We start from the raw sequence: 12,225 nt of genomic DNA on the forward strand, positions 1-12,225 counted from the left end.
GGCGCTCAGCCGGTGGACTGGACCTCGTACGGGGCCGGATACCGCGTCTCGTACGGGGTCAGCACCAGCCGCACCACGTCCTCCAGGCGCCGCCGGGCGTCCCCGAGGGTGGTGCGGCCGGTCACCCAGGCGGTCAGCTCGCCCTGCCAGGCGTGGGCGACGATGTGCCGCACCAGGTCGCTCGCGGCGGCCGGCACCTCGGTCGTCACGGCTTGCAGGGCGGTGCTGTCGGCCCGGGCCATGCCTTGCAGGGCCTCGCTGGCGAACGGATCGGTGGAGGCGGCCACGGCCACCCTCAGCCGGGCGAGTTCGGGCTGCCGCTGGTAGGCCCGCATCCCGCCCCGGACGAACCGGACCGCCCGGTCGGTGGCCCCCGGCCCGGCTCTCGGCCCGCGCAGCTCGGCCACCAGGTCGGCCAGCAGGAGGCGATGCCACTCGGCGATCGCCGCCGCCAGGAGGTGGTCCTTGGAGGAGAAGTAGCGGTACGCCGTCCCCAGGGCGACTCCGGACCGCTCGCAGACCTGCTTCATCTGCATCCGCTCGACGCCGATCTCGTTCACCAGGGCGAGCGCGGCCGCGATCAGGCTTTCGCGGCGTTCGAGCTGACGCGGAGACATCGCCTCCACCGGCCGTGGTGACAGGTCAACCTTGGTCACCCGCACCATGATACGGGCCGGGGCCGCTCAGGAGTATGACGCCGTCCGGCCGCCTTCCGTTCGTCCTGGGGTCACCGGGGTACCGGGAGTGCCGGGTGTCACGAGGGGTCGCGGATCAGCGCCTCCTGGACGGCGGAGGCGACCAGCCGGCCGTCCAGGTCGTAGAACTCGCCGAGCGCCAGGCCCCGGCCGTCCGAGGAGGACGGGCTGCGCTGGGCGAACAGTAGCCACTGGTCGGCCCGGAACGGGCGGTGGAACCACATCGCGTGGTCCAGCGAGGCCATCAGCAGCCGGGGTGGTTCGGTGCGCTGGAAGAAGTTCGGCTGCTTGTTCAGCCCGGCGGTGGAGGCCAGGGTGAGGTCGGACAGGTAGGTCAGCGCGCCGGCGTGCAGCAGCGGGTCCCCGTCCGGCAGCGGCGAGGCGGTGCGCATCCAGACGAACTGCTGGAGCAGTCCGGGGACGGCCGTCGGCAGCCCCGGGGTGTCCGCCGGGACGAAGCGCACGTCGAGGTCGCGGAAGCCGCCGTCCGCGGCGAGCGCCCGGCGGACCTGCTCGGGCAGCCCGGCGACGGAGTTCGGCAGCGACTCCGGGTGGGGCAGCGTCGGGATCTCGCGCTGGCGGTCGGCGGCCGGCTCGGGGTGCTTGAAGGAGACCGAGAGGGTGAAGACCTCGTGCTCCTGCTGGAGGGCCGTCACCCGGCGGGTGGTGTAGGACGTGCCCTCGCGGACCCGCTCGACCAGGTAGTCGATCGGCCGGGCGGGGGAGCCCGGCCGCAGGAAGTAGCCGTGCAGCGAGTGCGCCGGGCGCCGGTCCGCGCAGGTGCGGCCGGCGGCGACGAGCGCCTGCGCGGCGACGTGGCCGCCGAAGGCGCGCATCGGGGCGCCGGCATGGCAGTAGCCCCGGAACGTGTTCTCGTTCAGCTGCTCGATCTCCAGCAGCCCGGCGAACGAGGTGGCCGGGCTGGGCTCCTGTTCGGCCGGGATGCGCTGTTCAGTCAGGTCTGTCACGGGCCAATAGTGGCAGAAGCCAACCGTATGGCGATATGACCCGGGTAACGTCCGGGTGCTCGGAAATCGGATAGAACACGTTTCACTTCAGCCGGTGGCCCACGGATCTGTCAGTGCCCTCACCTAGCGTGCTCGGCATGACGCAATCCGCACACGCGTACGCCTATCTGCGTCCTTCGGCCGTCCTGGACGGCGCCGACGGACGCAGCCTCGACCTGGCCACCTCCGGCGGCGCCACCCCGCTCGGATCCGCCGCCAACCCGCGCTTCTTCGCGGGCTTCCTGGCCGATCCGGCGCCGGCCGCCGCCGCGCTGCTCGCGGTCGCGGACGTCGCCGCCGCGCGCTACTACCAGCCGCAGCTGCGCGCCTCGCTCGACCCGGTGGTCACCGCCAACGGGGACCGGCTGCGCTTCGAGTCCTTCTCGGGCTGCTGCGGCGTCTACGCCCGGCTCGACGTGCTCCGGGCCGGGCTCGACGGGGACGAGATCGGCCACGGCACCACCAACGTGGACGTCAACAACCCGCTGCGGGAGGCGCTGACCAGGATCGGCCCCGCCGACCCGCTGCACCTCGCGGTCGGGCCGGACGCGCTGGAGGTCACCAGCTTCGACGGGCCGCTGGTCGAGAAGAAGGTCCCGCTGCCGGAGCGCTGGCTGCGCGGCTTCGCCGAGACCCAGGTCGTCGCCGCCGGCTTCGAGCCGCGCGCCGAACTGCCCGCCGCCGAGGCGGTCCGGTTCCTGCGCTCGCTGCCGCGCGCCGGGCGCGGCGGGCGGGCCGGCGCCGGCTGGGTCGTCCCGGCCGGGACGACGCTGCGGCCGACCACCCGGCCGGTGCCCGGCGCGGTCTGCCTGCCCGGGCCCGAGCGGCTGGTGGCGCTCCAGCGGGTGCTGCGGCACGCGCTCGCCCTGCGGGTGTACGGGCCGGTCGCGGCCGGGGAGCCGACCGCCTCCGCCTGGGAGGCGGTGCTGCCCGGCATGCGGCTGACCCTGACGCTCTCGCCCGACGCCTCCCGGGGCTTCTCCGGCGAGGGCGGGGTGCTCGACTCGCTCGCCACCGGGACGGCCGAGCGGGACGCCGAACTGATCGCGGTGCTGCTCGCCTGGGAGCCCCGGATCGAGGTCGGGGACCTCGCCGCCCAGTCCGGGCTGAGCCCCGAGCGGGTCCGCGCCGCGCTCACCCGGCTGGGCACCGCCGGGCAGATCGGCTACGACACCGCCGAGGCCGCCTACTTCCACCGGCAGCTGCCGTACGCCGCCGGGCGGGCCGAGGCGGCCAACCCCCGGCTGCGGGCCGCCCGGGCCCTGGTCGAGGCGGGCGCGGTCCGGCTGGAGGAGGGCGGGGCGACGGCCGTCGTCACGGTGGACGACCACATCCAGCGGGTGCGGACGGACGCGTCGGGACGGCTGAGCTGCACCTGCCTGTGGTGGGGCAAGTACCGGGGCGGACGCGGGCCGTGCAAGCACGCACTGGCGGTCGGGATGGTGCGGGAGTCGGCCGCGGGGGCGAAGGGGGCCGGAGCGTGAGCACGACGACGGGTACCGACCGGCAGGGGCCGGTCGACGAACTGCTGACGGCCGTCCGGTCCGGACGGCTCGCGCGGATACCGGAGCTGCTGGCCGCCCTGGACCCGGCCCAGCGGCGGACCGGCCTGGCCGCCCTCAAGGAACTGCGCAAGGAGTTGCGGCAGGACTGGTCGCGGGAGGCGGCCGAGACCAGGGGACGACTGCTGGTGGCCGGGGCCGGCTGCCACGCCGGCCCGGCCGGCGCCGCCGTCTGGCTGGCCGGCAGCGACTTCGCCGACCGCCCGTGGGCCCGCAACTCCGTGCTGCACCAGGTCATCGAGGCGCAGCCGGCGGAGTGGCAGGTCGAGGTGGTCACCCGGCTCGCCGCCCGGCCGGCGCGCAACCAGGGCTGGTCGATGTACCCGATGATGGAGGCCGTGGTCCGGCGCACCGGCTGCGAGGTGCCGCGCGGCGAGACCTTCGTCCGGGGCTGGATGGACCGCGTGAACGACTTCGGCAGCGGCGGCGCGCGCCCGACGCTGGCCGAGAAGCTGCGCCAGGACGCCCTCACCCCGGTGCTGCTGCCCGAGCTGCTCGAACTCGCCGACATCAGCTGGCCGCTGACGTTCCGGCACAGCCCGCGCCCCGGCGACGTCTGGACCGAGGCGATCGGCGAACTGGCCGCGGCCGGCGCGGTCGACCGGACCGAACTGCTCGACCGCTGCCTGGCCCGGCTGCTGCGCGGCGGCAAACCGGGCGACCAGCGGGCCTTCCTGGAGGTGCTGCGGGCGCTCGACCCGACGCCTGCCGAGTACGCGGCCCGGGTGCGCGACCTGGTGGCGCTGCTGGACGGCCAGTCGGTACTCGCCGGGCACGCCCAGGAGGTGCTCGCCGGGCTGGACGAGGCCGGCCTGATCGAGCCCGAGGTGCTCCCCGAGGCCTCGGCGGTGGTGCTCTTCCGGACCGAGAAGAAGCTGGTCCGCGCCCAGCTGGCCTGGCTGGACAAGGCGGCCCGGCGCGCGCCCGACCGCTCCGGCCCGGTGGTGCTGGCCGCGGCCGAGGCCTTCGGGCACCCCGACGCGGCCCTCCAGGAACGGGCGCTGAACGTGGTGGCCCGGCACCTGAAGGCGGCGGGGGAGGCGGTGGTGGCGGAGCTGCGGACCGCCGCCGAGGCCCTGAACCCGGCCCACCACCGGCGCGCGGGCGACCTGCTCGGCGCGCCGGTCGGGGGTGACGAGGACGACCCGGACGCCGGGTGGAACGCCTTCCTCCCGCCCGCGCCCGAACCGCGCCCGCTCGGCGCGCCGATCGGCTCGGCGGTGGAACTCGCGGAGGAGCTGTCCGCCCTGCTTGCCGCGCGCGAGCCCGCCGTGGCGGACTTCGAACGGGTGCTGGACGGGCTGGTCCGGCTCACCCACCTGGACCGGAAGGCGCTGGCCGAGGCGGTGGAGCCGGTCCGCCGGGCGCACCCGTGGAACGGCACCAACAGTGGGGGCGACTGCATGCCCCGGGAGATCCTCTACGTGGTGGCCGCGGTGGCCGGAGAGACGCCGCCGTGGAAGGTCTGGGACTACCTCGGCCGCAAGGGCCGCTCCGTGCTGCGCGGAGCGCACACCACCGTGCACGGGGCCGTCCTCGCCGCCCGCTTGGAGGAGGCCGCCTGGCAGGTCGACCAGGCCCGGCTGCCGTACCTGCTCGCGACGCCGACCGACGCCACCGGCGCGATGGACGCGGCCGTGCTGGTCGAGCGGATCGCCGGGTACGAGGCGGCGGGCGTCACGCCGGGAAAGGCCGACCTGTGCCAGGCCCTGCTGCGGGTCGACGTGCGGGTGGAGGAGGCGGTGCTGAAGGCCGCCGAGGCGCTCACCTCCCCGGCCGGGCGGTGGCTGGCGCACTGGCTGCGCACCGGCGGCCTGCCCGGGCAGCCGTCCGAGCGGGTCCTGTTCGCGCCCGGCAAGGGGGTGCGGCGCACCAACGCGTACGGGGACCGCTGGTGGGAGGACGTCGAGCGGATCGCCGTTGCCCAGCCGGGCATCGGCGCCGGACCGAAGGGGCCGGGCGGCGAGCGGCTCACGGCCGAGCCGCGGGCCCTGCTGGACGGCACCGAGCCCAGCGTCGCCCGGGCCCGCAAGGTGCACGGCTGGACCTGGCGGCCCGTCGCGCACTGGTTCGCGATGCTCCCCTGGCACCGGGAGGAGCTGGCCGCGCGCTGGCTCGACCCCTTCGCCGAGGGCGCCGACCGGGACGAGCGCGGCGCCGCCCGCTACCTCCCGCTGCTCGCCGAGGCCGGCGGCCCGGCCGGGCTCGCGCTGCACCTCGCGCTGGCGTACGGCCTGGGCGCCCGGCACGCCGAGGACCGGACGGCGGCGGTGGACGCCCTGCTGGTGCTCGCCGCGCGCGGCGACCTGGACGGCGCGCTGCTCGGCCGTGAGCTGGGTGCCCTGGTGGCCTGCGGCACGGTGATGGCCGGCCGGCTCGGGGCGGCGCTCACCACGGCGGCGGAGACCGGCGCCCGGGCGCCGGTCTGGTCGGTGCTCGCGGCGGCCCTGCCGGGCCTGCTGGGGGAGGCCGACCCGTCGACGCGCGGGCTGGGCGACCTGATCGCGCTGGCCACCGACTGCGCCCGGCGCACCGGGGCCCGCGGGCCGGTCGCCGAGGTGACGGCGGCGGCCGAGCGCGGGGGATCGGGCCGGGTGGTCAAGGAGGCCCGGGCGCTGCGGGACGTGCTCGCGGGCTGAGGGGGTGGATGCCGGTCGGCGGCGGGCCGGTGTCGGTTGATGGCGGGCTGGTGTCGGCTGATGGCGGACAGATGTCGGCTGACAACTTTCAGCGAACAGATTTTGAAATCTGTTCGCTGAAAGTCGTCGTCTGTTCGCGCGCCTCGGCCGCCCCCGCGGCCGCCTCCTCCTGCGGCCGTTCGCCGGCCAGGGGCGGGATGCCGCGCGGGGCGGCGACGGCGCGCCACCACAGGCGCAGGGCGGGCGGGGCGGCGGGCTCGAAGGGCTTGCCGGGACGGGGCACCGCGAGCCGGGCGCCGAGCGCCTGGGCCGCGGTGACCACCCGCTCGGCCGGCTCGTCCCAGGGGTGCAGCGCGAGGTTGAAGGTGCACCAGTGGATCGGCAGCAGCAGTTCGCCGCCCACGTCCAGGTGCGCCCGCACGCCCTCCTCGGGGGTCATGTGCACCTCGGGCCAGAACTCGCTGTACGCGCCGACCTGCATCATCGTCGCGTCGAACGGGCCGAACCGGCGGCCGATCTCGGCGAAGCCGGGGAAGTAGCCGGTGTCCCCGCTGTGGAAGATCCGCCGCCCGCCACCGGCGACCACCCAGGACGCCCACAGGAACAGCGTGCTGGTGCGCGGTCCCCGGCTGCAGTAGTGCCGGGCCGGCGTGGCGGTCAGCGTCAGCCCGGCGACCTCGGCCGACTCCCACCAGTCCAGTTCGACGATCCGCGCGGCCGGTACGCCCCAGTGCTCCAGGTGCGCCCCGACCCCGAGCGGGACGGCGAACACCGCGCCCGTGCCGATCAGCGCCCGGACGGTGCCCATGTCGAGGTGGTCGTAGTGGTCGTGGGAGACCACCACCACGTCCACCGGCCCGAGTTCGGACAGCGGCAGCGGAACCGGGTGCAGCCGCTTGGGGCCGGTCCAGGAGAAGGGGGAGCAGCGCTCGCCCCAGACCGGGTCGAGCAGGACCCGTCGTCCGTCGATCTCGGCCAGGACCGTGGCGTGCCCCAGCCAGGTCAGCCGCAGCCCGGACTCCGGCGGCGCGGCGAGGTCGCCCGGGAGCAGCCGGTGCACCGGCACGGCGGCGGTCGGCGCGCGGCGGGTCTTGTCCCCGGCCAGCTGGGCGCGGGTGATCTCCAGCGGGCTGCGCTCGTACACCAGGCGGCGGGTGGGCACCGGGTTGCGGAAGGCGCCGTCGGCGAACTGCGGGGAGCGGCGGATGCGGGCCAGCCGCTCGCCCCGGGGCTCGGCGCCGAAGGCGTCGGTCCGGATCCGGTGCCAGGCGGCCCGGGGCAGTCCGGCCAGCCCGGGTACGGCGCGCTCGGCGGCGGGGTCGGCGGAGGGTGGGGCGAACAGCGCGGACAGACCGGCGAGGCGGGAGAACCACGGGGCGGGGCGGGGCACGGCTCCTCCAGGGACGGTCACGGCTACCGGGCGGGCCGGGGCGCGCAGCGCAGTGGCGGGTGGGCTGCTGCGATACGACAACCATCTCGTCGGAGATTACTCGCCATGGGCCGTCCGGACCTGGTGGAGAGCCCGGCGCGGTCCAATCGGCGTACCCGGCAGGGCGGCGCGGGCCGGTGCCCGGGCGCCGCCCCGCTCCCTCCCCGGGGGGACTTCCCCGGCCCCGGCCCCGACCCGGCGGCCCCGGCACGGGCCCCGGCCCGGGTCAGGCGTAGAAGCGGGTGATCGTCTCCGCGACGCAGTGCGGCTTGGCGCTCCGCTCGCTGGTCACGGTGAACCGCACCACCGCCTGGATCCCGCCCGGCACCTCGGTGGCCGAGAGCAGCTCGGCGGTGGCCCGGATCGCCGTGCCCACCGGCACCGGCGCCGGGAACCGCACCTTGTCGGAGCCGTAGTTCAGTGCCATCCGCACGCCCTCGACGGCGTAGCACTCCTTCGCCAGCACCGGGATCATCGACTGGGTCAGGTAGCCGTGCGCGATGGTCGAGCCGAACTGGCTCTCCTTGGCCCGCTCCGGGTCCACGTGGATCCACTGGTGGTCACCGGTCGCCTCGGCGAACAGGTCGATCCGCCGCTGCTCGATGGTGTGCCACTGACTGGTGCCCAGCTCGGTGCCGACGGCGGCGGTCAGCTCGGCGAGGGAGGCGAAGGTCGTCACGGTGCGCTCCTGGTGGGGACGGGCCCGGGGAGGGGTCAGGACGCCGGAAGCGTATGCCTACCCACCGGTATCTGTCAGGAGCCGAACGGAAAACCGGTGTTCACGGGCCCGGCGCCCACCGGCCCGGTGCTCGGCTGCCGGCGCGTCCGGCGGCCCGGGACGCCCGGCCCGGTCGGGAACAGCCGGCGGCCGCTGACCAGCTCCGGGACCAGCGCGACGAACAGCGGCTCCGGATCGCCCACCCACGGCCGCAGACCGGACCGCAGCACCCGTCTGACCTGCTCGGGGTCGCTCACCACGTCGGCCCGCCCGTGCACCAGCACGCTCCACCCGGTGCGGGTGACCGGGTCCAGCAGATCCGCCTGGAAGGCCACCACCGTGCCGTCAAGCCCGCGCGCGGTGGCACTTCCCCGGCGTACGGCGAGCACCAGCCGCCCGTCCAGGACCTCGAAGGAGACCGGCAGGACGGCCGGCAGCGCGTGCTCGGTGTACACCACGCGCCCGACGGGCACGGTGCTGAGCAGCCGCAGGCACTCGGCCTCGCTCAGGGTCTCCACACGGTCCTCACGCTCCATGCGTCCGATCGTCCTCGGTCGGTGCGCGCACGGATAGGGCCCATGGTCCCTGAGCGGACGGGCCGGGAGCCCCGTCGGCGACCGTTCGGGGCGGTAGCCTGCCCGGCGGGTGGAGAAATGGTGCAGGAGGGGGACGGCCGGATGGCGGGCGGGGTCGATCTGGTGGTGATCGGGGCGGACGGCGGGCCCGACCGGGCCTTCGGGGGTGCGGCGCTCGCGGCGGACGGCGCCCGGCTGCTCGCCGACGTGCTGCCCGGGATGTGCTTCGACACCGGCGCGGCCGGCTGCCGGGTCACCACGGTGCCGCCGGACGCGGACGCCAACGCGATGCTCACCGCCGTCCGGGACGCCGCCCAGCACCCCGGCCGCTGGCTGCTGGTCTGCCTGGTCGGCCAACTGGTGGTCGATCCGCGCGGACGCCGGCTGGCCCTGGTCACCGCCGGCAGCACCGCCGACAACGCCTACCGCCGGGGCCTGGCCTGGGACTGGGTGGTCAGCGCGATGGTGCACGGGGACCAGGAGGAGGCGCTGCTGCTGGTCGACGCGGTGGTCGACCGCGACGCCTGGGCGGCGCTGGAGCGCGGCGAGGACGGTGCGGGCGAACTGCTGAGCTACTCAAGGGTTCCGCTGTGGGGCCGGATCGGCCGCCACTCCCCGGGCAGCCGCTACGCCCCGGGCAGACGCGGCCGGGACGCCGTCCTGCCGGGCGGGGAGGGCTCGTTCAGCCGGGCCCTGACCGCCGTCCTGCGCCAGGGCGTCCCGGGTGCCCCCGCGGCCGTCGCCCCGCTCGATCTCCAGCCGGCCGTGGCCGCGCTGACGGACGGTGGGGAAGTGTCCGGTAGTTCGGGTGCGCCTGGCGCGCGCCTGCTCGTTCCGCCGCACGCCGGGCGGCTCCTGATGCGCAATCGGGCCGCGGTTCGGGGCGCATTGGCCGGATTGTCGCTTTCCGAGGAACTGTTGGCCGTTCTGTGGCGGGAAAGCGCCCCGACGGAACCTCCTTCCGCGTAAGGTCAGGGGGCCTGAGGTGTTGCCGTGATGGGGTGGGTTGGCGAAGAATCGATCCCCAGCGGAAACACCGGTGGGACGGCGGAATTCTCCTGGCGGCCGTGGATCACGGATCAGGTCGGTCGCAACGAGGTGGGGCCATGCGGCAGCGCGGAAATGTGTTGCGCCCTGGGGCGGTTGGAGTCGGTGGGGCGGTTCTGGTGTTGCTGCTCGGTGCTTGTGCGAGCGGTGGTGCGGGCGGTTCCGTCGATCGCATCGGGTCGGCCGCGCCCACTGTCGCGGGAGTGGACCCGCTAACTCCTTCGGGTGGTTCGGTAAACGGCTCGATCGCGCCGACCAGCGGTCCGGAAGGGGCCATGGGACGGCTGGCCCTGAAGACCTATCAGGACTGGTGGCAGGCCCAGGCCCAGGTCTTCGGACGTTCGGATTCGGACGGTTACGCACTTGAGCAGTACTCTTCCGGGCGCGCCCTGTCCGACAGCCTGGTCGGCCTCCGGCAACTGCGCGACGCCAAAGTGGTGATGACCGGGACGCCGCGCAATTCCGCGGTGGTCAAGGTCATTGATCTGAAAGCCGATCCGCAGACCGCCGTGATCGAGGACTGCGTCGACCTGTCCGGCTGGCACCGCGTCGACGCCGTCACCGGGGCCGCCAAGGATCCCGGAGCACGTCTGAACCGGTACGTCGGAACCGCTTCCCTGCGCTGGTTCCAGGCACATTGGTTGATCTACGACTTCAAACGGGAGGTGGACCGGACATGCTGAACGCGCGGAAACCGGCCCGGCGAATCGCGATCGCCGCGTCGATGTCGGCCGGGTTGCTGCTGACCTCGGCCGTCAACGCGACCGCGGACGAACCGCCGAGCGGCGGCGCCGAGCAGTGCTACCCGAACGTCATCTGCATAGACGTCAATTCCGGCGGATCGACCACGTCGCCCGGCGGACCGAAGCCCGGCGGTGGCGGCGGTTCGGACACCGGCCCGCAGCTGTGCAGCTACCACGAGGTCGCGTGGGCCTGCCACGACCCCCAGCTGGGCTGGTTCAACAGCGACAAGGGGTGCTACTTCCGCGCCCTGGACAACCCGCCGCCCGCGGGCGACCCGGCGTGGGACGGCCACGACCCGAAGGACGGCTCCCTCTACACCAAGGTCTGTCCGCAGACCGACGGCGGCCAGGGCGGCGCCGAGATCGTCTTCGAGGCCACCGCGCCGGGCGGGCAGAACGTCAACGCGGAGGCCATGGCCATCCAGCGGGCCTACGACCAGGTCCGCTTCCGGCCGCCGGTGGGCCGGGCCGCTCCGCAGACCACGGCGGTGGTCAACGCCCCGGTCTGGCTCTGGGCGGACGACGCCGCGCTGCCCGCACCGGGCAGCGCGTCGGTCGGGGGCATCTCGGTCACCGTCACGCCCCGGCTGCTGAAGGCGGACTGGAGCTTCGGCGCGCACCTCCAGACCTCCTGCACCACGACCGGAACGCCGTACGACCCCAAGTACGGCGACGCGAAGTCCCCGGACTGCGGCTACGAGTTCAGGACCAGCTCGGCCGGTGAGAAGAACAGCGTTTTCAGCGCCACGGTGACGATGCACTGGGAGGCCGCCGTGGTGGTCACCGGAGGGCCGAACCCGCGGAAGTTCACGATCCCGGGCATCAACCAGAGCAGCAAGCCCTTCGAGCTCAGGGTCGCCGAGATGCAGGTGCTCAACTGAGCGCGGTCCGGTGACCGAGCTCCGGTGATCACCCGCAGGTGATCGCCCGCAAGTGACCGCACACAAGTGACCGTGCCGGTACGGCGATTCGCACAACGACCAGCCGGACGAGCCAGAGACGAACGAGGGAAGGGCGGAACCCGGTGGAGAACCGTACGTTCGCGACGCCGGGATCCGGCACCTCCGCGGGCGCGGCGGCGTCCGTGGCGCTCCCGGAGCAGCCGGAGCAGACAGGTCCGGGCAAGGGCCGGGGCCGGGCGGCGCCGCACGCGCCCGGGCGGACCATGGGGGCGCGCCGGCGGCGCCCGGCGGTGCTGGCGATGGCGGTCGCGCTGATCGCGGCCGGCGGGCTGGGCGGGGCCGTGCTCTACAACAGCACCGGCCAGCGGGTCGCGGTGCTGGCGCTGGCCCGGGACGTGCCGTGGGGGCAGGTGATCACCGAGGACGACCTGGTGGTCGCCCGGATCGCGGGGGACCCGGCGCTGCGCCCGGTGTCGGCCCAGGACCGCGCGAAGGCGGTCGGCATGCGGGCCGCGACCGACCTCAAGCGCGGTGCGATGCTCACCGGCTCCGACCTCGCGCAGGGCCTGTCGGTGCAGCCCGGGCAGATCGTGGTCGGGGTGTCGGCCAAGCGCACCCAGCTGCCCGCCAGCCGGCTCCAGCCCGGTGTGCAGCTGGTCGTCGTCTTCACCCCCGACAACGGCCGGGCCGACTCGCTGTCGGCCACGGTGATCACCGTCGGCAGGGTGGACACCGACGGCAGCCAGGTGATCGACGTGGCGGTCGGTACCGCGGACGGGCCCCGGCTGGCGCAGTGGGTGGCGAGCGGGCGGATCCAGGTGCTGCTCGCGCCGCGCGGTGCGGCGGGTGCCCCCGGCGTCGGCGCCGCGCCGGTCCCTGCGCCGAGCGGTGCGCCCTCGGACGCCGCC

Annotated in this window: 11 protein-coding genes; 6 read left to right on the forward strand and 5 right to left on the reverse strand. The window is 75.0% G+C overall.

The window, feature by feature from the left end:
* Positions 1 to 5: 5 nt before the first annotated feature.
* Both ACFVHV_RS41325 and ACFVHV_RS41330 read right to left on the reverse strand, forming a co-directional pair.
* The gene (locus ACFVHV_RS41325) at positions 6 to 656 is read right to left on the reverse strand and encodes a TetR/AcrR family transcriptional regulator (protein ID WP_359913286.1); all 651 of its coding nucleotides are present in this window, start codon (positions 654 to 656) and stop codon (positions 6 to 8) included.
* A 98-nt stretch (positions 657 to 754) separates the two neighbouring features.
* Positions 755 to 1,663 (reverse strand): acyl-CoA thioesterase, encoded by a 909-nt coding sequence (locus tag ACFVHV_RS41330; RefSeq protein ID WP_380358703.1) that lies wholly within the window; start codon positions 1,661 to 1,663, stop codon positions 755 to 757.
* Positions 1,664 to 1,800: 137 nt separating this feature from the next.
* Here ACFVHV_RS41330 and ACFVHV_RS41335 point away from each other — a divergent pair, with 137 nt between their 5' ends.
* Both ACFVHV_RS41335 and ACFVHV_RS41340 read left to right on the forward strand, forming a co-directional pair.
* Positions 1,801 to 3,186, forward strand: coding sequence for an SWIM zinc finger family protein (locus ACFVHV_RS41335; protein ID WP_380358706.1), 1,386 nt, complete (start codon positions 1,801 to 1,803; stop codon positions 3,184 to 3,186).
* Complete coding sequence (locus ACFVHV_RS41340) at positions 3,183 to 5,903, forward strand: DUF6493 family protein (protein WP_380358708.1); 2,721 nt, start codon at positions 3,183 to 3,185, stop codon at positions 5,901 to 5,903. The genes ACFVHV_RS41335 and ACFVHV_RS41340 overlap by 4 nt, the downstream gene beginning before the upstream one ends.
* Before the next feature lie 88 nt (positions 5,904 to 5,991).
* Here ACFVHV_RS41340 and ACFVHV_RS41345 read toward each other — a convergent pair whose 3' ends face one another.
* The 3 genes from ACFVHV_RS41345 to ACFVHV_RS41355 all read right to left on the reverse strand — a co-directional run bounded on the left by ACFVHV_RS41345 (position 5,992) and on the right by ACFVHV_RS41355 (position 8,586).
* Complete coding sequence (locus ACFVHV_RS41345) at positions 5,992 to 7,194, reverse strand: MBL fold metallo-hydrolase (RefSeq protein WP_380358716.1); 1,203 nt, start codon at positions 7,192 to 7,194, stop codon at positions 5,992 to 5,994.
* Between the two features lie 364 nt (positions 7,195 to 7,558).
* Positions 7,559 to 8,011: a MaoC family dehydratase gene (locus ACFVHV_RS41350; RefSeq protein ID WP_359913279.1), complete on the reverse strand. Its 453-nt coding sequence runs from the start codon at positions 8,009 to 8,011 to the stop codon at positions 7,559 to 7,561.
* Between the two features lie 74 nt (positions 8,012 to 8,085).
* Positions 8,086 to 8,586: a pyridoxamine 5'-phosphate oxidase family protein gene (locus tag ACFVHV_RS41355; protein ID WP_359913276.1), complete on the reverse strand. Its 501-nt coding sequence runs from the start codon at positions 8,584 to 8,586 to the stop codon at positions 8,086 to 8,088.
* Between the two features lie 117 nt (positions 8,587 to 8,703).
* On the opposite strand from ACFVHV_RS41355, the gene ACFVHV_RS41360 reads away from it, so the two are divergent.
* The 4 genes from ACFVHV_RS41360 to ACFVHV_RS41375 all read left to right on the forward strand — a co-directional run.
* On the forward strand, positions 8,704 to 9,594 hold the full coding sequence (locus ACFVHV_RS41360; protein WP_359913273.1) for a hypothetical protein: 891 nt from the start codon (positions 8,704 to 8,706) through the stop codon (positions 9,592 to 9,594).
* Between the two features lie 137 nt (positions 9,595 to 9,731).
* On the forward strand, positions 9,732 to 10,355 hold the full coding sequence (locus tag ACFVHV_RS41365) for a hypothetical protein (protein WP_359913272.1): 624 nt from the start codon (positions 9,732 to 9,734) through the stop codon (positions 10,353 to 10,355).
* Entirely contained in the window at positions 10,349 to 11,296 is a 948-nt protein-coding gene (locus ACFVHV_RS41370; RefSeq protein WP_359913269.1) for a hypothetical protein, read from the forward strand. Before ACFVHV_RS41365 ends, ACFVHV_RS41370 begins: the two co-directional genes overlap by 7 nt.
* Positions 11,297 to 11,439: 143 nt before the next feature.
* A partial coding sequence (locus ACFVHV_RS41375) for an SAF domain-containing protein (RefSeq protein WP_380358713.1) occupies positions 11,440 to 12,225 on the forward strand: 786 nt, incomplete at its 3' end.

The sequence above is a fragment of the Kitasatospora sp. NPDC127116 genome (assembly GCF_042677365.1).
Taxonomy (GTDB): Bacteria; Actinomycetota; Actinomycetes; order Streptomycetales; family Streptomycetaceae; genus Kitasatospora; species Kitasatospora lactacystinica.